General features: G+C 72.1%; 19 protein-coding genes. 10 read left to right on the forward strand and 9 right to left on the reverse strand.

All coding sequences use genetic code 11. The annotated features are described in order from the left end of the window. Nucleotides 1–35: 35 nt before the first annotated feature. The 7 genes from ACWC5O_RS35165 (at nt 36) to ACWC5O_RS35195 (ending at nt 6,243) form a co-directional block, all read left to right on the forward strand. Nucleotides 36–1,211, forward strand: coding sequence for a 4Fe-4S dicluster domain-containing protein (locus ACWC5O_RS35165; protein ID WP_450590140.1), 1,176 nt, complete (start codon nt 36–38; stop codon nt 1,209–1,211). Beyond that, complete coding sequence (locus tag ACWC5O_RS35170; RefSeq protein ID WP_450590141.1) at nt 1,208–1,666, forward strand: Crp/Fnr family transcriptional regulator; 459 nt, start codon at nt 1,208–1,210, stop codon at nt 1,664–1,666. The genes ACWC5O_RS35165 and ACWC5O_RS35170 overlap by 4 nt, the downstream gene beginning before the upstream one ends. Further along, entirely contained in the window at nt 1,663–2,481 is an 819-nt protein-coding gene (locus ACWC5O_RS35175) for an FAD/NAD(P)-binding protein (RefSeq protein WP_450590142.1), read from the forward strand. The genes ACWC5O_RS35170 and ACWC5O_RS35175 overlap by 4 nt, the downstream gene beginning before the upstream one ends. A 1-nt stretch (nt 2,482) precedes the next feature. Next, complete coding sequence (locus tag ACWC5O_RS35180) at nt 2,483–3,400, forward strand: NADH-quinone oxidoreductase subunit B family protein (protein ID WP_450590143.1); 918 nt, start codon at nt 2,483–2,485, stop codon at nt 3,398–3,400. Further along, on the forward strand, nt 3,397–4,743 hold the full coding sequence (locus ACWC5O_RS35185) for a Ni/Fe hydrogenase subunit alpha (protein WP_450590144.1): 1,347 nt from the start codon (nt 3,397–3,399) through the stop codon (nt 4,741–4,743). Before ACWC5O_RS35180 ends, ACWC5O_RS35185 begins: the two co-directional genes overlap by 4 nt. Beyond that, nucleotides 4,740–5,246 carry a hydrogenase maturation protease gene (locus ACWC5O_RS35190; protein WP_450590145.1) on the forward strand — a complete coding sequence of 169 codons (507 nt, stop codon included), beginning with the start codon at nt 4,740–4,742 and terminating at the stop codon, nt 5,244–5,246. Before ACWC5O_RS35185 ends, ACWC5O_RS35190 begins: the two co-directional genes overlap by 4 nt. A 130-nt stretch (nt 5,247–5,376) precedes the next feature. Further along, a complete protein-coding gene (locus tag ACWC5O_RS35195) occupies nt 5,377–6,243 on the forward strand; it encodes a universal stress protein (RefSeq protein ID WP_450590146.1) in 867 nt (288 codons plus the stop codon). Nucleotides 6,244–6,267: 24 nt separating this feature from the next. On the opposite strand, the gene ACWC5O_RS35200 is transcribed toward ACWC5O_RS35195, so the two are convergent. Next, the gene (locus ACWC5O_RS35200) at nt 6,268–8,721 is read right to left on the reverse strand and encodes a SpoIIE family protein phosphatase (protein ID WP_450590147.1); all 2,454 of its coding nucleotides are present in this window, start codon (nt 8,719–8,721) and stop codon (nt 6,268–6,270) included. Between the two features lie 135 nt (nt 8,722–8,856). Here ACWC5O_RS35200 and ACWC5O_RS35205 point away from each other — a divergent pair, with 135 nt between their 5' ends. Together ACWC5O_RS35205 and ACWC5O_RS35210 are read left to right on the forward strand one after the other, a co-directional pair. Continuing rightward, nucleotides 8,857–8,979: a hypothetical protein gene (locus ACWC5O_RS35205; RefSeq protein ID WP_450590148.1), complete on the forward strand. Its 123-nt coding sequence runs from the start codon at nt 8,857–8,859 to the stop codon at nt 8,977–8,979. A 47-nt stretch (nt 8,980–9,026) separates the two neighbouring features. Then, nucleotides 9,027–9,200 (forward strand): universal stress protein, encoded by a 174-nt coding sequence (locus ACWC5O_RS35210; protein ID WP_450590149.1) that lies wholly within the window; start codon nt 9,027–9,029, stop codon nt 9,198–9,200. 32 nt (nt 9,201–9,232) lie between these two features. Here the strand turns inward: ACWC5O_RS35210 and ACWC5O_RS35215 are convergent, their stop codons facing one another. The 8 genes from ACWC5O_RS35215 to ACWC5O_RS35250 form a co-directional block, all read right to left on the reverse strand. After that, nucleotides 9,233–9,889: a potassium channel family protein gene (locus ACWC5O_RS35215; protein WP_450590150.1), complete on the reverse strand. Its 657-nt coding sequence runs from the start codon at nt 9,887–9,889 to the stop codon at nt 9,233–9,235. After that, on the reverse strand, nt 9,886–10,545 hold the full coding sequence (locus ACWC5O_RS35220) for a potassium channel family protein (protein WP_450590151.1): 660 nt from the start codon (nt 10,543–10,545) through the stop codon (nt 9,886–9,888). The genes ACWC5O_RS35215 and ACWC5O_RS35220 overlap by 4 nt, the downstream gene beginning before the upstream one ends. Continuing rightward, nucleotides 10,542–13,382 carry a cation-translocating P-type ATPase gene (locus ACWC5O_RS35225; RefSeq protein ID WP_450781152.1) on the reverse strand — a complete coding sequence of 947 codons (2,841 nt, stop codon included), beginning with the start codon at nt 13,380–13,382 and terminating at the stop codon, nt 10,542–10,544. The genes ACWC5O_RS35220 and ACWC5O_RS35225 overlap by 4 nt, the downstream gene beginning before the upstream one ends. A gap of 31 nt (nt 13,383–13,413) precedes the next feature. Next, nucleotides 13,414–13,872, reverse strand: coding sequence for a CBS domain-containing protein (locus ACWC5O_RS35230; protein ID WP_450590153.1), 459 nt, complete (start codon nt 13,870–13,872; stop codon nt 13,414–13,416). Between the two features lie 15 nt (nt 13,873–13,887). Next, a complete protein-coding gene (locus ACWC5O_RS35235; protein WP_450590154.1) occupies nt 13,888–14,877 on the reverse strand; it encodes an Acg family FMN-binding oxidoreductase in 990 nt (329 codons plus the stop codon). Between the two features lie 39 nt (nt 14,878–14,916). Continuing rightward, a complete protein-coding gene (locus tag ACWC5O_RS35240; RefSeq protein ID WP_450590155.1) occupies nt 14,917–15,798 on the reverse strand; it encodes a universal stress protein in 882 nt (293 codons plus the stop codon). Further along, entirely contained in the window at nt 15,782–16,003 is a 222-nt protein-coding gene (locus ACWC5O_RS35245; RefSeq protein WP_450590156.1) for a hypothetical protein, read from the reverse strand. The genes ACWC5O_RS35240 and ACWC5O_RS35245 overlap by 17 nt, the downstream gene beginning before the upstream one ends. A 74-nt stretch (nt 16,004–16,077) precedes the next feature. Then, the gene (locus tag ACWC5O_RS35250; RefSeq protein ID WP_450590157.1) at nt 16,078–17,457 is read right to left on the reverse strand and encodes a nicotinate phosphoribosyltransferase; all 1,380 of its coding nucleotides are present in this window, start codon (nt 17,455–17,457) and stop codon (nt 16,078–16,080) included. 173 nt (nt 17,458–17,630) lie between these two features. Here ACWC5O_RS35250 and ACWC5O_RS35255 point away from each other — a divergent pair, with 173 nt between their 5' ends. Beyond that, on the forward strand, nt 17,631–18,053 hold the full coding sequence (locus ACWC5O_RS35255; protein WP_450590158.1) for an Hsp20/alpha crystallin family protein: 423 nt from the start codon (nt 17,631–17,633) through the stop codon (nt 18,051–18,053). Nucleotides 18,054–18,105: the final 52 nt, after the last annotated feature.

Here is an 18,105-nt window from a genome sequence, read left to right on the forward strand (position 1 = left end):
CCATCTGCCCGAGGCGGTGCTGAAGGAGAAGGGCCATGACTGCGGACCCCGACGTGAAGGCCGCGTCGCCTCCCGCGTCCAGCGGGCTGGTGATGGGCAAGGACGGCATGCTCGCGCTGGTGGACGTGTTGTCCCGGCGAGGCTTCACCGTGGTCGGCCCCACCGTGCGGGACGGTGCGATCGTGCTGACGGAGCTGGAGTCGGCCGAGCAACTGCCGTACGGGTGGGGCGTGGAACTCGAAGCAGGGACGTATCGGCTGCGGGAGCGGGCCGACGGTGCCGCCTTCGCGAACGCGGCGGGCCCCCAGTCGTGGAAGCAGTTCCTGCATCCGGCGAAGGTGCGGCAGTGGCGTGCCGACCGGGTGGGCGAGGAAACGGTGTTCACGCCCGAGGAGACCTCGCCGCCGCGGTACGCCTTCCTCGGGGTGCGTCCCTGTGACGCGCGGGCCATCGCCGTCCAGGACCGGGTGCTCACCGGTGGTGCCCACCGCGACCCCGAATACCAGGGGCGGCGTGCTGGGGCGCTGCTCATCGCGGTCGAGTGCACGGAGCCCGGCGGCACCTGCTTCTGTGTCTCGATGGGCACCGGACCTGCTGCCCCTCCCGGCTGCGACCTGGTGATCACCGAGGTGGTCGACGACGACGGGCACCGCTTCTGGGTCCGCCGCGGCAGCCAGGAGGGCGACGAGATCCTGGCCGAACTGCCCGTCCGGCCGGCCGACCCCGCCACCTGTGCGGCGGCTCGGGCAGGCGTCGCCGCCGCCGCGGACCGGATGGGACGGACCATGCCCGAGGCCGACCTGCGGGAGCTGATGGCCGGCACGCTCGACGCCCCCCGTTGGGACGACGTCGCCGGGCGCTGTCTGACGTGCGGCAACTGCACCATGGTGTGTCCCACCTGTTTCTGCACCACGACCGAGGACGTCACCGATCTCACCGGTGACCACGCGGAGCGGTGGCGGCTGTGGGACTCCTGCTTCGACCTGGACTTCTCCCACCTGCACGGAGGCCCCGTCCGTACCTCCCCGCGCAGTCGCTACCGGCAGTGGATGACCCACAAGCTCGGCACCTGGTACGACCAGTTCGGCTCTTCCGGCTGTGTGGGCTGTGGCCGCTGCATCGTGTGGTGCCCGGTCGGCATCGACATCACCGAGGAGGCCGCCGCCCTGCACGACTGGACGCGGTCCGGACCATCGGGACAAGCCCCATGACCGGGCTGCCACCGCCTCTGGACCTCCTCCCGCCCGCGCAGCGCGAGCGGTTGCTGGCCGCCGGGTTCGACGTGACGTTCCCGGCCGGCACGCGTCTGTTCGACGAGGGCGGGCATGCCGACCGTTTCTGGCTGCTGCGCAGTGGTGAGGTCGCCCTCGACATCTGCGTTCCCGGCGGACAGCCGGAAGCCCTCGTGGAGACGCTCGGGGCGGGTCAGCTGCTGGGCTGGTCGTGGATCTGCCCGCCGTACCGCTGGCACCTCGGTGCGCGGACGGTGACCGCCGTGGAGGCCACGGAGTTCCCCGCCGTCGACGTCTTCGCCCTGTGCGCTGCCGACCCGGAACTCGGATACGCCCTGATGCGCCGCTTCACCGAGGTGGTCGCCGAGCGACTGCAAGCCACCCGCATCAGACTGCTGGACCTCTACGCACCCCACGGGAGTGGTCCGCCGTGAGCACCGTGCCGCCGCCGCTGCCGTACCGGGTGGCCGAGATCCTGGTGGAGACCCACGACACCCGTTCGCTGGAACTGGTTCCCGTCGGCAGGGAACTCCCGCCCTTCTCACCCGGCCAGTTCGCGATGATCTACGCGTTCGGCGTCGGTGAGGTGCCGATCTCGGTCAGTGCCCTGCGCGGCCCCCACAGGGGACTCGTGCACACCGTCCGTGCGGTGGGCGCGGTCTCCGCAGCCCTGTACGAGCTGCGCCCGGGAGACACCGTCGGGCTGCGCGGGCCGTTCGGCACCGGCTGGGATCTGGCCGCGGCAGCCGGCCAGGACGTGCTGGTGATCGCCGGGGGCATCGGGCTCGCGCCGCTGCGACCGGTGGTCCACGCGGTCCTGGACCAGCCGACCGCCTATGGCCGGATCGGGGTCCTGGTGGGCACCCGCACCCCTGGCGACCTGATCTACCAAGAGGACATCGAGCGCTGGCGCGGCGGGGCCGAGGTGGGGGTGACCGTCGACCGCCCCGGCCCGGGCTGGCACGGCTCGGTCGGGGTCGTCACCGCCCTCCTCGACGCGTTCGCCCTCCGGCCGGACCGGACCCACGCGCTGGTGTGCGGACCCGAGGTGATGATGCGCCACACCGCACGCGCCCTGAGGGGCCGAGGCCTCGCCGCGCACCGCGTTCAGGTGTCGCTGGAACGCAACATGCGCTGCGCCACCGGCCATTGCGGTCACTGCCAGCTCGGCCCGCTGCTGCTGTGCCGGGACGGACCGGTCGTCCGCTACGACCGCGTGGAACGCCTGCTGGCCGTACGGGAGCTGTGAGATGGAAACCGACCGAGGACCCGCTGATGACTCAGGACGGACCACCGACCGAGTACCGGCCGACACCCACCCCCTGCCCACGCTCGCCGTATGGAAGTTCGCCTCCTGCGACGGCTGCCAGCTGACCCTTCTCGACTGCGAGGACGAGCTGCTCGGCCTCACCGAGCAGGTACGGATCGAGCACTTCCTGGAGATGTCCGGCGCCGAGGGCCCCGGCGGGGGGCGCGCGGAGCTGGCCGGCCGGGGCCCGTACGACCTCTCCCTGGTCGAGGGCTCGATCACCACGGCCGAGGACGCCGAACGGATCCAGCACATCCGGCGCGTCTCCCGGCGCCTGGTGACGATCGGTGCCTGCGCCACCGCGGGCGGCATCCAGGCACTGCGCAACTTCGGGGACGTCGACGAGTTCCGTGCCGCGGTCTACGCCCGCCCGGACTACATCGCCACCCTGGAGACCTCGACTCCGATCTCGGCACACGTACCGGTCGACTTCGAGCTGCGGGGCTGCCCCATCGACCGCCGTCAGCTCCTCGAGGTCATCACCGCCCACCTGGCCGGACGCAGGCCACAGATCCCGGGCCACAGCGTCTGCTTCGAGTGCAAGAGGCGTGGCACCACCTGCGTCACGGTGGCCCACGGCACCCCCTGCCTGGGCCCCGTCACCCACGCCGGGTGCGGTGCCATCTGCCCCGCCTACGGCCGAGGCTGCTACGGCTGCTTCGGGCCGACCGACCGGCCCAACCTGCGGTCCATGGTCGCGCAGCTGCGCCGCGACGGAATGAGCGAGACGGACATCCTGCGTGTCTTCCGCACCTTCAACGCCGCCTCGCCGGAGTATGCCCCCGTGGCCGATCTCGCGGCAGAGAAGCAGGACACCCCTCGGACAGGAACAGAAGACAATCCGGAAAGGCCCGCATGAGCCATCGCGGAACCCGCGTCCTGCGGCTGGACGCCCTGGCCCGGGTGGAGGGCGAAGCCGCCCTGCACCTGCGCGTGCAGCAGGAGACGGTCACCGAGGCACGGCTGCGCATCTACGAGCCACCGAGGTTCTTCGAAGCCTTCCTGATCGGGCGCGCCCACACCGAGCCGCCGGACATCACCGCCCGCATCTGCGGCATCTGCCCGGTCGCCTACCAGATGAGCGCGTGCCAGGCGATCGAGGACGCCTGCGGTGTCACCGTGGACGGGCCTCTCGCGGAGCTGCGCCGCCTGTTGTACTGCGGTGAGTGGATCGAGAGCCATGCCCTGCACATCTACCTGCTGCACGCCCCCGACTTTCTCGGCCGGGCCGATGCCGTCGAACTCGCCCGCGACCAACGAGCCGCCGTCGAGCGCGGTCTGCGGATCAAACAGACCGGCAACGCCATCCTCGAACAGCTCGGTGGGCGCCCCATCCACCCGGTCAACGTCCGCGTCGGCGGCTTCTACCGCACACCGGCGCCCGAAGAGCTGCGGCCATTGGCCGAACGGCTGCGGCAGGCCCGGGACGACGCACTGGAGACCGTCCGATGGGTGGCGGCGTTCGACTTCCCCGACGCGGTGAGCGACCACGACCTGCTCGCGCTGCGGGACCCGGGCCGCTACGCCATCGACTCCGGCACACCAACGGTCGTCGCCACCGCCGGCGGGACGCCGGCGCCCCGTGAGTTCCCCGTGTCCGACCTCGAACAGCACGTCCACGAAGAGCAGGTGCCGCACAGCACCGCTCTGACCGCCGAGCTCGACGGCCGCCGCTACCTGACCGGCCCGCTGGCCCGCTACGCGGTCAACGGCCGGTGGCTCCACCCGGTGGCGGCCGAGGCCGCCAGGGACGCCGGGCTGGGCGATCCCGCGGCCGGGGACATCTGCGACAACCCCTTCCGAAGCATCGTCGTGCGCGCCGTGGAAGTGGTGCAGGCCGTCGAGGAAGCGCTGAGCATCATCCAGGACTACGAACGACCGCCACGGCCGGCACTCGACGTCGCCCCGCGCAAGGCAGTGGGCACCGGAGCGACCGAGGCACCTCGCGGGCTGCTGTACCACCGCTACGCCCTCGCCGAGAACGGCACGCTCACCGCGGCCCGCATCATTCCGCCCACGGCCCAGAACCAGACGGCCATCGAGGAGGACGTCCGCCGGGCCGTCCAGGCACGCCTGGACCGGCACGGACCCGCCGCCGACGACGAGGAACTCACCCGCTTGTGCGAGCGGGCCATCCGCAATCACGACCCCTGCATCTCCTGCGCCGCCCACTTCCTCGACCTGACCGTGGAACGCGCATGACCGGCCGGATCGTGGTGATCGGCGTGGGCAACCCCCTCCGCGGTGACGACGGAGCGGGGCCGGCGGTGGTGGAGGCCCTGCGGGGCCGTGTTCCCGACGACACCGTGCTGGCGGTCAGCGACGGCGAACCCGGCCGGATGCTCGAACTGTGGCGCGGTGCGGACGCCGCGGTCGTGGTGGAAGCCCTGCGCCTGGATCCGGCCACGCCGGGCGAGCTGCACACCATGACAGCGACGGAGGCGGCCGGCCGGGCGAGGAGTACGGCGAGCACGCACGCCCTGGGGCTGGGGGAGTGCCTCGCCCTGGCGGAAGCCCTCGACGTGCTTCCGCGGAAGGTCGTCGTGCATGGCGTGGAGGTGGCCGACGTCGAACTCGGCACGGGGCTGAGCGAACCGGTGCGGGCGGCCCTCCCCGAACTGATCGAGCGCACCTGCGTCTCCGTACGACAGGCCCGCGAAGGCAACCGCCGGCGTCGCACGTCCGGCGGTGCGCCTCCACCGTGAGCGGCTGCGGCGGGGATGGACGAGCGATGGGCCCATGGCCCCCGGAAGGGGCCGAAGGGCCCCTCGTGCCCCGGTGAGAGAGGGTGCGACGGTGGGTGCGCTGCAAGCCCCGTGAAAGGCGGTGGGGACGATGACACTTCCTCTGGTCGCAGGCATCGACGGTTCGGACCCGAGTCTGCTTGCCCTCGACTGGGCCGTGGACGAAGCAGTCCGCCACGGTGTTCCGCTCAGGCTGGTCTACGCCTCCCTCTGGGCGCGATACGAGGGTGCGCTGCCTGCCACCGGCCTGGGGCGCCCCTCCGAACAGGTGCTGGCGGAGCACATCGTGGCTTCCGGAGCGGAGCGCGCCGAGCAGCGCAACCCCGATGTGAAGGTCACCACCGACGTCGTCCCGGACGACGCCGTAGACGCCCTCGTGCGCGAGAGCGACGGTGCGTCCGCGCTGGTGACGGGGTCGCGCGGTCGCGGTGAGCTCAAGGGGCTGCTGCTTGGTTCGGTCGGCCTGGGCGTGGCGGGTCGGGCCCGTTGCCCGGTGATCGTCGTGCGAGGCGACCAGGCGGGAATCGCCGGCACGCACGAGCGGATTCTGTTCGGGCTGGGGGACGACGCCGACACCGCCGCCGAGTCTGTGCGGTTCGCCTTCCGTGAGGCCGAGGTGCGTGGTTGCGTCCTGGACGTGGTCCGGGCCTGGCGCAGCCCCGCCCACCTGAGCCGTCACGCGGGGGAAGTGGCGAACGCTCCCGAGGAGGAGGCCTCCGCGCTGCTCGACGGGCTGCTCGCAGAAGCGGTCGCCGAGCATCCGCAGGTACGGGTGCACCGTACGACGCTCGAGGGGTCGGCCGGCAGGATCCTCGTGAACCGGTCGGCAGCTGCCGACCTTGTGGTCGTCGGGTCCCGGCCCAGGACGGGCCATGTCGGGCTCCAGCTCAGCCGCGTCAGCCACGCACTTCTGCACCAGGCCCAGTGCCCGGTCGCGATCGTGCCGCAGAGGCCGTGACGGCGAGGGCTGGCCGGCCGGTGATCAGTTGTCCGGGGTCACGGGCACGGCGTCGCCCCGATTCCCGGGCAGTGACTGCTCGGTCCAGATGGTCTTGCCGCGGCGGGTGTGGCGGGTGCCCCAGCGGTCGGTGAGCTGGATGATGAGCAGGAGTCCGCGGCCGCCCTCGTCGGTCGTCCGCGGATGGCGCAGGTGGGGGGCGGCGCTGCTGCCGTCGGTGACTTCGCAGATCAGTGTGCGGTCCCGGATGAGACGTACCTGGATCGTGCCCGGGGCGTACCGGATGGCGTTGGTGACCAGTTCGCTGACGATCAGCTCCGTCGTGAACGCCAGCTCGGACAGCCCCCAGCTGGTGAGCTGGCGGTCGGCCAGGGTGCGGGCGGTGGCCACGATCGCGGGATCGCTGGGGAAGGTCCAGGAGGCGACCTGGTCGTCGCGCAGGACGTGGGTCCTCGCGAGCAGGAGCACGACGTCCTCCGCGGCTCGTCCGGAGAACTGTGCGTAGATCACCGCGTCGCACGCCTCGCGCATGCACGCATGCTGCTGGGACAGGACACGCTGCACTCGCGCGACGCCTGCGTCCTCGTCCGGAGATCGGCGGACGAGTCCCTCGGTGTAGAGGGCGATCAGGGTCCCTTCCGACAGGCGTGTCTCCCACGTCTCGAAGGGCAGCCCGCCGCCGCCCAGCGGCGGTCCGGCGGGCGCGTCGGCCGGCACCACGTGCCCGTCGGGGTCGGCGAGGAGCGGTGCGGGATGCCCGGCGCGGGCAAGGACGAGACGCCGGCTCACCGGGTCGTAAACCGCGTAGGCACAGGTGGCGGTGGTGGGCTGACCGTCCAGCGGGTCGTTGGCGGCGGCCGGACGGCCCTCCTCGGCGAGCCGGACCATCAGGTCGTCCAGGTGCGCCAGCACTTCGTCGGGAGCCAGGTCCAGGGCGGCCAGGCTGTGGGTGGAGGCGCGCAGTCGGCCCATGGTGGACACGGCACGCATGCCATGTCCCGCCACGTCCCCGACCACCAGTGCGATCCGCGCGCCGGACAGTGGGATGACGTCGTACCACGGGACGTCGTGCCACGGGCCGCCGGCGTGCCCCGGCAGGTAGCTGAACGCCGCCTCGACGGCGTTCTGGTCGGGGAGCCTGCCCGGCAGCAGGCTGTTCTGCAGGACGAGGGCGGCGGTGCGCTCGCGTGTGTAGCGGCGGGCGTTGTCCAGGCCCAGGGCGGTGTGCGCGGCGAGTTCGCCGACGATGGTCAGGTCGTCCTCGTCGAAGGCCTCGGACGACACGGAGCGGTAGAAGCTGGCCACGCCGTGCACGACGCCACGGGCGGCCAGCGGCACGACCATCATCGAGTGCACCCGCGCTGCGCGCATGCGGTCCGCTCGGAGTGGATCGTGCGCCAGCCACGTGGCGTCGTCGACCTTCCGGATCAGACGGGGCCGCAGGTCCGCCAGGCATTGGGTGAGCGGTGTCGGGAAGCCGTAGGAGGCCTTGTCGCCGGTGGCGTAGGCGGGCTGAAGGCCGGAGGTCTCGGTCGCGCGGAACGCGGTGCGCCGGAACGTGACCTCGGCGGGCACCGGGCCGGGCTCGGGCGCCTCGCCCCGGTAGACGGAGTCGAGCAGGTCCACGCTGACGGCGTCGGCCACGCGGCCCACCGTGGTCTCGGCCAGTTCCTCCGCGGTGCGGGCTAGGTCCAGGGTCGTGCCGATGCGCATGCTGGCGTCGTTGAGGAGCTCCAGGCGCGCCCGGTACCGGTAGCGCTCCGTGACGTCGATGGCCAGGCTCGCCACACCCATGGGTTCTCCGGCGCGATTGCGCAGTCGGAAGGCCGACAGGGAGAGGACGTGTTCTCTGTGCGGATCGGCGGGTGGATACCCCGGCTGGACGAAGTCGATGGCCGGCTCCCCGGTACTCAGGATGTGCCGCAGCAGGTGCTCGACGGTGTCGGTCACCACGGTGGGCGCGACCTCGCGCACCGGTCTGCCGATGACGTCCTCGGCGCGCACGCCGTGCATGCCGGGCGAGGCGGTGTTGAACCGCACCAGACGCAGGTCGGTGTCGAGGACGTGCAGTCCGATCGGTGACTCGGTCAGCAACGCGTCCAGCACCGCCCGGTCGAAGTCGCCCGGATCCGCACCGCGCGTGGCGGTGAGGAACACCGCCCAGCTCACCGGACCCTCGGGGCCGACGTGCGGGCACATCCACCACTCGATGTCGACCGGCAGGCCGGACCGGTCCCGCAGTCGCACCCGGCAGCCGCCGTTGACGGGCGGGGCCTCGGGAGCGCCTCCCTCGCCGCCCGGCTCCGGCCGGACGAGGAGCGACGACAGCAGTTGGCCCAGCATCTCCTCGGGCCGGTGGCCGAGCAGTGCCTCTGCCGCCCCGCTCCACTCGGTGATCGCACCGTCGGCGTCCAGGAGGACCCTGGCCTGCGATGTCCCCGGTACCCCACCGCCCGGCCCCTTGCTTGAAGTGGTCATGGTGACCCTCCCGCCCTCGGAGGTCTGCGGCGTCCGCCCGGTGGGCACCGCCCCACCGCGGACCGGGCCGGGCCGGTGTCACCCCTTCAGGGTGGCAGGCGACCGGGCCGCCCGGCATCTCGAGCTTCAGGACTGGTGGGCGGCACCGTGGACGCGGTCGCCGTATGGGAGCCGGCGGGCCTGTACGGCTGGTCGGCGCCCGCTGTGGACCTGGATGCCGACGCGGACGATGCCTGGCAGCGAAAGCGCGAGAACTGACCGATGTGCTGGGCGCGGAAGCGGCCGGGGCGGTCAGGACACACGTGGTGCACGGCAACGCCACCGACGTCCTGCTGCGGGCTGCCGAGGGAGCAGAGGTCCTGGTGATGGGCAGCCCCGGGAGGGGCGGGTTCGCCCGTGCCCTGCTCGGTTCCGTCGGCTGGCACGTGTCGCAGCACGCGAACTGCCCTGTCGTGATCGTGTGCCCCGATCAGCCGTGACCTGGGCCGGGGCCAGGAACGGCCCGGGCGGGTCACTGGAAGGCCGCACGGATCTCCTGCTCCGTGGCCTCGTGGGAGACGAGCAGGAGTTCGTCCCCCGGCAGGAGCCGCACCTCGGGGCTGGGCACCGTGGGATGTCCGTCGCGGACGACGGTGGCGACCACGGTGCCGGCCGGTAGCGCGATCTCACCCAGCGTGTGCCCCGCGGCCCGGGACTCCTCGGTGATCGCTGTCTCGATGACTTCGACGCCCGCCTTGCTCAGCCGCAGCAGCGCCACCGTGTCCGTGGCACCGGTGGCCTCCTCGATGAGTGAGATCAGCGGGGTGGCCGCGGGCACGGCCACGTCCACGCCCCACCGCGCGTCGAAGAGCCAGGCGTTCTCCGCGTCGTTGACGCGTGCCGCCACCCGTCCCACGCCGAACTGCCGCTTGGCGAGCAGGCTGATGACGAGGTTGTCCTCGTCCCGGCCCGTGGCGGCCACGACGAGGTCGCAGGTCGGCGTACCCGCACGCGCCAGGAGTGCGGGCTCGCAGGCGTCGCCTGCCACCAGGTGCACGGACGGCATGCCTTCGAGTTCCGTGAAGCGGTCCTCGTCGTGCTCGATGAGGGTGACGTCGTTGCGTGCGGCGGAGAGCACCTGGGCGATCTGAGTGCCGAGGCGGCCCGCGCCCGCGATCAGGACCTTCACGTTCCCAGCTCCTTGTCGAGGAAGCCGCGCAGCCGGCCCAGCGCGGTAGCCGCCACGGCGAAGGTGACCAGGTCGCCGGGTTCGGCGAGGACACCGTTGGCCGGCAGCAGCGAGCGTCCGGCGCGGGTGATCTCCACGACGCGGATCTCCCCGTCGACGTCGAACGCGGTCAGCTGCCGTCCGGTGAGATAGGCCGGCAGTTGTGAGCGGACCAGGAGGGTCTCGCCGTTGCCGAAGGAGAGTTCCGGGGTGAGGTGGCGGTGCAGCAGCATCTGGTGGATGCGGCCGACGGCCCACCGGACGCTGGAGATCGTCGGGATGCCCAGGTCCCGGTAGATGTCGGCGCGGCTCGGGTCGAGGACACGGGCGAGGACGACGGGGACCCGGTAGGTCTCCTTGGCGGTACGGGCGCTCACGATGTTGCTGTTGTCCCCCGAGGTGACCGCGACGCACGCGTCCGCGTGTCCGATCCCGGCCGCTTCCAGGACCGAGCGGCTGAAGCCGTTGCCCACGTGGAAGGTTCCGGGGAAACCCGGTGGCAGCAGCCTGCGCGCCTTGGGCTGCCGGTCGACGAGACGTACGTCGTGGCCTTCGGTCACAAGCTGCGCCGCGAGGGTGGAACCGACCCGGCCGCAGCCCACGATCACCACTCTCATGACGTCCCTCCCTTCGGGGACCTCCGCCCATGCCGCAGCACCCACTTACGGGCTTCCTCGGCGGCCAGCAACAATGCTCCGAACCCGGCGAGAACCGCCCAGTCGGCGGGTGCCAGCGGCGCGGTGTCGAAGACCTTCTGCAGCGGCGGCGCGTAACTGATGGCGGCCATCAGGGCGATGCCGACGCAACCGGCGCCGATCAGCCAGGGGTTGGACAGCAGACCTGCCCGGAACACACTCTGCCGGTCGGTGCGTACCGCGAGGGCGTTGAAGAACTGACTGACGACGATGCCGGCCTGGACCAGGGTGATCGCCTCCCGGTAGACGGGATCGTCCCTGGTGAAGCCCGCGTACGGGATGCCGGAGGCGTGGATGTGCCAGAAGAAGACGGCACACACACCGAGGGCCTGGATGCCACCGAGGAAGAGGATCCGGCCCATGACCGCGGTCGAGAAGAGCCGCTCCCGGCGCGGTCGCGGCGGGCTGTCCATGACGTCGGCTTCCATCGGCTCGGCGCCCAGCGCGAGCGCGGGCAGTACGTCGGAGCCCAGGTCGATGGCGAGAATCTGCACGGCCGTGATCGGCACCAGCGGGAACCCGGTGAAGGTGGCCACCAGGATCGGCACCAGTTCGGCGATGTTGTGGCTGAACAGATAGATCAGGAACTTGCGGATGTTGCGGTAGACGGAACGGCCCAGCCCCACCGCGGTGGTGATGGAGGCGAAGGAGTCGTCGAGCAGCACCATCACCGCTGCCTCACGGGCGACGTCCGTGCCGGAGGCCCCCATGGCGACACCGATGTCCGCGTGTTTCAGGGCGGGCGCGTCGTTGGCGCCGTCCCCGGTGACGGCGACGACCTCACCGCGCCGCTGCAGGGCGGTGACCACGCGCATCTTGTGCTCGGGACTGACCCGGCACAACAGCAGTTCGGCGGAGCCCGCCAGCAGCGCGTCCAGGCCACTGTCGTCCAGTGCGTCCAGTTGCGCACCCGTCGCCACCGGCGGGGCCGGTCCCCGCACGATGCCGACGCGGCGGGCCACGGCCTCCGCGGTCAGGGGATGGTCGCCGGTGACCATGACGATGCGGATCCCCGCCCGTCGGCACGCGTCCACCGCGTCCCGCACCTCCGGGCGCGGCGGGTCGTACATCCCGGCGAGTCCCAGCAGGGTCAGTCCCGATTCCACGTCGCCGAGCGCCGGGCGAGCACCCGGTACCCGCCGCCGGGCGACCGCCAGCACGCGCAGGCCCTGCCCGGCCATGTCATCCGCGACCGCGACCACCTCGGCGCGGGAGGCTTGCGTGAGCGGCGTCCGTGTGCCCTCCCGGTCGATGGCGTCGCAGCGGGCGAGCAGCTCCAGCGGCGCGCCCTTGACGCACGCGAGATACGTGCCGTCTCCACAGCGGTGCACGGTGCTCATCAGCTTGCGGACGGAGTCGAAGGGATACTCAGCCACCCGTGGCGTACGGACCTCCTCGGCCGCCGGTTCCAGGCCTGCCTTCTCGGCGGCCACCAGGAGCGCGCCCTCGGTGGTGTCGCCGAGCACCCGCCACCCGTCCCGGTCCGTCGGCGGCACCAGCCGGGCGTTGCTGCACAAAGCCGCCGTCCGCAGCAGCTCCCGCACGGATCCCGCCTCGGCGACCTCACCGGCAGGCGCGTATCCCACCCCCGTCACGGCGTGCGACACGCCGTTCGCCCACAGCCGTACGACGGTCATCTCGGCCTGCGTGAGTGTCCCCGTCTTGTCGGTGCACACCACGCTGGTCGAGCCCAGCGCCTCCACCGCCAGCAGCTGCTTGACCAGGGCGTGCCGGCGGGCCATGCGGCGTACACCGATCGCCAGCGACACCGACAGCGTCGCCGGCAGACCCTCCGGAACGAGGGCGACCATCACCCCGAGCGAGAAGACGAACGTGTCGACGAACGGCTGCCCGCTGGGCACGCGCACCGCGAACAGGACGGCCCCGGTCGCCAGCGCGAGGCCCGCCACCCGGCGGGCCATCGCCGCGACCTGGCGCTGCAGTGGGGTCTGCTGCCGGGGTGCCGCCGCGGTGAGCCGGAAGATTCTCCCGAACTCGGTGGCCGTCCCGGTGGCGGACACAACCGCCTTCCCCGTGCCCGCGACCACGTCGGTGCCCATGAACACGCAGTTGCGCACCTCCAGCGGCGGCCCCGCCGGCACCGGCCCGGCGACCCGCGTGACGGCGTCACTCTCCCCGGTGAGCGCCGCGTTGTTGACGGACACGTCGTGCGCCTCGACCAGCCGGCAGTCGGCCGACACGGCGTCCCCGGCCTCCAGCAGCACGACATCGCCGGGAACCAGATCCCGAGCGGGCAGTTCCCGCGGTTCTCCGTCCCGCAGCACCCGGCAGGTGTGCGGCACCATCGCCTGCAAAGACTCCGCCGTGCGCTCCGCGGAGTACTCCTGCGCGAATCCGATGCCCGCGTTCAGGAGGACCACGCCGAGGATCGCGAGGGCCAGCTGAAGCGTGGCCGGATCCCGGGGCTGCTCCAGTGCGTAGGCGAGGAAGGTGATCGCCGAGGAGACGAGCAGCACCACCGCGAAGAGATCGGTGAACTGCGCGAGCAGTCGCCTCCACACATGCCTGCGGCCCACACCAGGCAGCTCGTTGGGGCCGTAGCGGGCCCTGCGTGCGGCGGCCTCGGCCCGCGTGAGACCGCGCGGGGATGCGTCCAGGGCGGCGAAGACGTCCGAGGCGGGAAGGGACGGGAGGGACGGGCAGAGGAGGCCCTGCTCGTCCCGGGACTGCGGGCCGGTGGCCGAGGCCACGACGTCCGTCGGTGGGCCGCCGTCGCACAGCGCCGTCCCCGCGGGCACGCGATGCGAGTTCGCTCCCCGCTTGGCCGGTTCAGGGGTCACACCGGGCTCCCACCGCCGAAGGCGGCCCCGGCGGCTCCTGGAGCACGCTCCAGGCGACAGGCCCGAGCAGGTCGGCCAGCCGCCGGAAGACGTCCAGGAACAGGTCGTCGATCGTCAGTACCCCCACCACCCGGTCCCCGTCGAGGACCGGAAGGCGGCGCACACCGGTGCGGCGGAACGTCCGGTAGGCCACCTGGAGGTCGTCGTCCGCGCCGACCGTGACCACCTCGGCCGACATCACCGTGTCGACCGGTGCCTCCCGCCCCAGGCCACCACCCAGGCCACGTATGGCGAGGTCGCGGTCGGTGACGATGCCGCGCAGCACTCCGCCCTCGACCACGAGGACGGAGCCGACGGCGGACTCGGTCATCCGCCGGGTCGCTTCGAGCAGGGATGCATGAGGCGCGACGCACACCGGCGGCGCCGTCATGACCTCGGAGACCTTCATGCGACCAGACCTGCCTCAGGTGATGTCGAGCAGGTCGGCCGTCGGTCGCCGCGGGCTCGCGGGGCCTTCGGGACCATAGCCGAGCCGGAGCACCATCTGCACGTGGGCCATGGCCGACACAGGGTCGCGGACCACCCACCGAAGTTCCGGCCATTCCAAGGGCTGGGAGGTCATCGAGGCGACCAGCCCGTCCGCGGTGGCCTGGAGCAGGACACGCTCCAGTGCCTGGCCTGCCAGCAGCCACTCGGCGGGCCCGTCGCGGGCCGTGCCCAGCAGAGCGATGTGCGGGTTCTTCTCGAAGGACGCCCAGCTGCGCCCTGGCATCGGACGGCCGACGGCGAAGTCGCGCACGGGAGCTGTGGTGCCGTGCTGGCGGGGGCCGAACGCCTCGGCGGGGATGCCGTCGGGTGCCTCCACGACGTCCGACGGTTCCGTACGGGTCCACTGCACTGTTTCACCGCGGATGCCCGGGTCCAGGGCCTGTCGGCCCTCGGCGTCCTGCACCAGCTCCAGAATCGACCGCACGTGCCAGGCGCCGGGGAACACCAGCTCGGCGCCCTCGGCACGAGCGGCGTCGCGCAGCCGCTCCGCCACGGCGGCCGGGATCTCCTCGTCGCGGAAGGGGAAACGGCTGGAATGACGGCGGGAGATCGCAGGGCAGAGCCGGGCAAGCGTCTCGTCGGGTGCCGTGGAGCCGCGCAGACCCACCTCGGCGAGCAACTCCGCATCGTCCGGGTCAGGCAGCAACCGGACGACCGGCGCCAGCCCCTTCGCGGCGGCGGCCACACGCAGGTTGAAGAGCGCCGCGCCGCAGCCGAGATACAGGCCTCGCCTGTCCGGATCGGTTCGCGGCAGGGCTCGCTCCAGATCGGCGTACAGGCGCAGTACGGCGCTGTCGCGCAGAAAGCGGAACCTCCATGGCTGCGCGTTGTGCAGCGAGGGTGCCGCCGTGGCCTCCGCCACGAGCTCGGAGACGACGTTCTCGTCCACGGGGTGCGCAGTCATGGTGGCTTCCCTTCTTCCCAGGGTGTGCCGACCTCGGCCTCACGTCGGCCTCGACGGAACGGCGATGACGGGGCAGCGGGCGTGGTGCAGCACTCCCTGGCTGACCGAGCCCAGCAGCATGCCGGTGAAACCTCCGTGGCCCCGGGTCCCCACCACCAGGCCCAGCGCGTGGGCGGAGGCGTCGGTGAGCACCTGCACGGGATGCCCGACGACCAGTTCGTGGTGCAGCTCCACCTCCGGGTAGCGGTCGTGGCGGCCGGCCACGGTCTCGGAGAGCAGCCGGCGGGCCTCCTGCTGCGGGGCGTACTCGTCGAAGATCCGGAGCCGACCCGGCTCCCAGACATAGAGGGCTCGCAGCTGGGCGCCACGCAGGGCCGCCTCCTCGAATGCCAGGTCGACCGCGGCGGCCGAGTTTTCGCTGCCGTCGACGCCGACGACGTAGTACGCGGGCTCCTGCGTGACGTGCTCCGGCTCGGGCACGACCACCACGGGGCAGGGCGCGTGGGCCATGACCGGAACGGCGACCGAGGCGGAGCCGAACACCTCCTGGGCCCGGCTCAGATGCCGCGAGCCCAGCACGACAGCCGCGGCGTCGCGGCTCTGCTCACGCAGCACCCACACGGGGTCGCCCTCCGCGAGCAGGGCGTCCACCTCGACCTGCGGGTGCCGCGCCCCGACGAAGTTCGCGGCTTCTTCGAGCACCTGCTTCCCGGCCCCGTGCAGTGCCTCGTTCCATTCCTCCCAGGACGGCGGGACCTCCCGCCCCCGGTAGCCCCTGGTCGGCACGCCCTCTGCGTGGACCGGACGCAGCGGCAACCGACGCAGGGCGGCCTCGTCCGCCGCCCAGGCCAGGGCCGTGCGCCGGCTGGGATCGGGATCGACACCCACCACGATCGGGCGGCGATCACGGGGCCGTGACATGACGGCCTCCAGGCACCAGCCCCGGGAAGTGCAGGGTCAGGAAGTAAGAACTCACCCGTCCGTCCTCGGCCCGGCGCCCGTCGTACGGCGCGTTGCCGTCCGTACCGGGCACGGCCCGGTGGTTCGTCCTTGTCGGTGCGGGAGCGGACATCTCGCTCGCCTCCTCCTCCCAGCGGTGGGCGCGGAGCAGCGCCGCCGATCTCATGGAAGACCTGGCACGGTCCGGGATCCAGGGGCCATTGGTCCTCGCCTCGTCCCTGTCGGCCCACCGCAGGCCGTTCATGGTGCGCCGGACGGCAGCGTCCAGGAGCGCGAGGCAGCGGCGAGGCGGCCCGGACGAAGCCGTGCCTCGATGTCCGCGCGCACCGCGGCCGTCAGCTCCTTCAGAGCACGGGACGTGACCGGTCGGACCGGTTCGGGGTCGTAGATCCGCCGCGCCGGGCCGGGCAGGCCGGCAAGGTCCTCACGGAACCGGTCGCGGGCGTCCTGCCAGCGGTCCGGCGGCCCCGTCCGACGGCCCTCGCGCATCACCGTGCGCAGCAGCGGCCGTGCCGAGTCAGGGGGGTCCTCCCGCCACAGGGCGATGACGTCGGGCTGCCCGGCTCGGCGGAAGACCTGCTTGCGGCCCGGGGCCGTGACCTTCGCCGAGGACAGCTTCATCACCGGGCGGCCGTCGTACTCGACGAGCTTGTACGCGGCGTCCAGGTACGGGGCGTCCGCGGCCACACCGACGCGCGTTCCCACGGCGTACACGTCGATCGGGGCACCGGCGCGCACCAGCCTGGCTACGCCGTACTCGTCGAGTCCTCCGCTGGCCACGATCCGTACGTCGGGCAGCCCCGCGGCGTTCAGAAGGGCGCGCGCCCGGCGCGAGAGCGCGTCGAGGTCTCCGCTGTCCAGCCGGATCGCGCAGCCCGGACCGCGCTCCAAGTCTCTCAGCACCCGCGCCGCGACCCGCACGCCCTCCTCGGTGTCGTAGGTGTCGACGAGGAAGGTGACCGGGCCGGGATGACTGCGGGCGAAGGCCCGGAACGCTTCTTCCTCGCCGGGGAACGCTTCGATGTACGAATGGGCCATGGTGCCCGAGGCCGGGATGCCCAGGGCGGTGGCGGCGGCGACGTTGCTGGTGCCGGCGAAGCCGACCAGGGCGCCCAGCCTGGCCGCCTGGTAACCGGCCCAGGGGCCGTGGGTGCGGCGCAGCGAGAAGTCCACCACGGGTCGTCCGGCCGCGGCCAGGACACAGCGGGCCGCCTTGGACGCCACGACCGTCTGGTGGCAGACCTGGTTCAGCAGGTACGTCTCGACGAGCTGGGCCTGCGGCAGCGGCGCGGTCACCTCCAGCAGTGGCTCACCCGAGAACACCGCACGACCCTCCGGAACGGCGCGCACCTCGCCTTCGAAGGCGAGGCCGAGCAGTGGCTCGAGGTCCCGGACAGGGCGGTGCAGCGCGTCCGCGAACTCCTCGACGTCCTCCCGCTCCACGCGGTAGCCGGCCAGGAAGTCCAGGGCGGGCTCCAGCCCTGCGGCGACCAGGAAGCCCCGGCCGGGCGGGAGGTCGCGGACGAAGAGACTGAAGGTGGCCGGGGCCCGTATGTCCTCCCGCAGGTAGGACATGGCCATGGTCACTTCGTAGAGATCGGTGGTCGTGACGTCGGACATGATGATCGCCGCCGAGTGTGGTCGTCCCTTCACCACCAGTGTGACCGCACACGCGCGGGAGGAAAGGGACTTCAGGGACCCCTGGCATGGGCTGTTCGGCCTCAGCAGTCCGGGCCCGTGCGCGCTGGACTGGAGGTGTCGGCAGGCCGGACAACAGCCGAGGAGGTACGGCGATGGTCACACTGGCACGTAAGCAGAGGTTCGCGTTCCCGGAGATGCCTGACTGGTTCGAGAACCTTCCGGCCCGGTTCGCGATGCCCACGATGGGCGACCTGTACACGGTCCGGATCGAGGACTTCACGGAGGACGACCGCTACGTCATGCGAGCGGAGCTTCCCGGTATGACCCCCGAGAACATCGACGTCTTCATCAGCGAGGGGGTGCTGACGGTCCAGGCCGAACGCACGGAGAAGGACGTCACGAAGGACCACAGCGAGATCCGGTACGGCGCGATGAGCCGCAGCGTGACGCTGCCGCCGGGCGCGGACGAGAACGACGTCAAGGCCGACTACACCGACGGCATGCTCACCGTCAGCGTCGGCCTGGGCGCCGAGAAGGCGGAGGCCAAGCACGTCGAGATCAAGCACGGCAACTGACGACGGTTGACGGCGTGTGGCGGGCTCCGGTGCGGGCCCGCCACCGTCGTGC

The organism is Streptomyces sp. NPDC001450, assembly GCF_053597295.1.

Coding starts and splice junctions, on each gene's coding strand:
- ACWC5O_RS35170 (WP_450590141.1), top strand. CDS start 1,208: ATGACCGGGCTGCCACCGCCTCTGGACCTCCTCCCGCCCGCGCAGCGC.
- ACWC5O_RS35195 (WP_450590146.1), top strand. CDS start 5,377: ATGACACTTCCTCTGGTCGCAGGCATCGACGGTTCGGACCCGAGTCTG.
- ACWC5O_RS35245 (WP_450590156.1), bottom strand. CDS start 16,003: ATGAGATCGGCGGCGCTGCTCCGCGCCCACCGCTGGGAGGAGGAGGCG.
- ACWC5O_RS35220 (WP_450590151.1), bottom strand. CDS start 10,545: ATGAGAGTGGTGATCGTGGGCTGCGGCCGGGTCGGTTCCACCCTCGCG.
- ACWC5O_RS35230 (WP_450590153.1), bottom strand. CDS start 13,872: ATGAAGGTCTCCGAGGTCATGACGGCGCCGCCGGTGTGCGTCGCGCCT.
- ACWC5O_RS35180 (WP_450590143.1), top strand. CDS start 2,483: ATGGAAACCGACCGAGGACCCGCTGATGACTCAGGACGGACCACCGAC.
- ACWC5O_RS35200 (WP_450590147.1), bottom strand. CDS start 8,721: ATGACCACTTCAAGCAAGGGGCCGGGCGGTGGGGTACCGGGGACATCG.
- ACWC5O_RS35165 (WP_450590140.1), top strand. CDS start 36: ATGACTGCGGACCCCGACGTGAAGGCCGCGTCGCCTCCCGCGTCCAGC.
- ACWC5O_RS35240 (WP_450590155.1), bottom strand. CDS start 15,798: ATGTCACGGCCCCGTGATCGCCGCCCGATCGTGGTGGGTGTCGATCCC.
- ACWC5O_RS35235 (WP_450590154.1), bottom strand. CDS start 14,877: ATGACTGCGCACCCCGTGGACGAGAACGTCGTCTCCGAGCTCGTGGCG.
- ACWC5O_RS35250 (WP_450590157.1), bottom strand. CDS start 17,457: ATGTCCGACGTCACGACCACCGATCTCTACGAAGTGACCATGGCCATG.
- ACWC5O_RS35255 (WP_450590158.1), top strand. CDS start 17,631: ATGGTCACACTGGCACGTAAGCAGAGGTTCGCGTTCCCGGAGATGCCT.
- ACWC5O_RS35190 (WP_450590145.1), top strand. CDS start 4,740: ATGACCGGCCGGATCGTGGTGATCGGCGTGGGCAACCCCCTCCGCGGT.
- ACWC5O_RS35185 (WP_450590144.1), top strand. CDS start 3,397: ATGAGCCATCGCGGAACCCGCGTCCTGCGGCTGGACGCCCTGGCCCGG.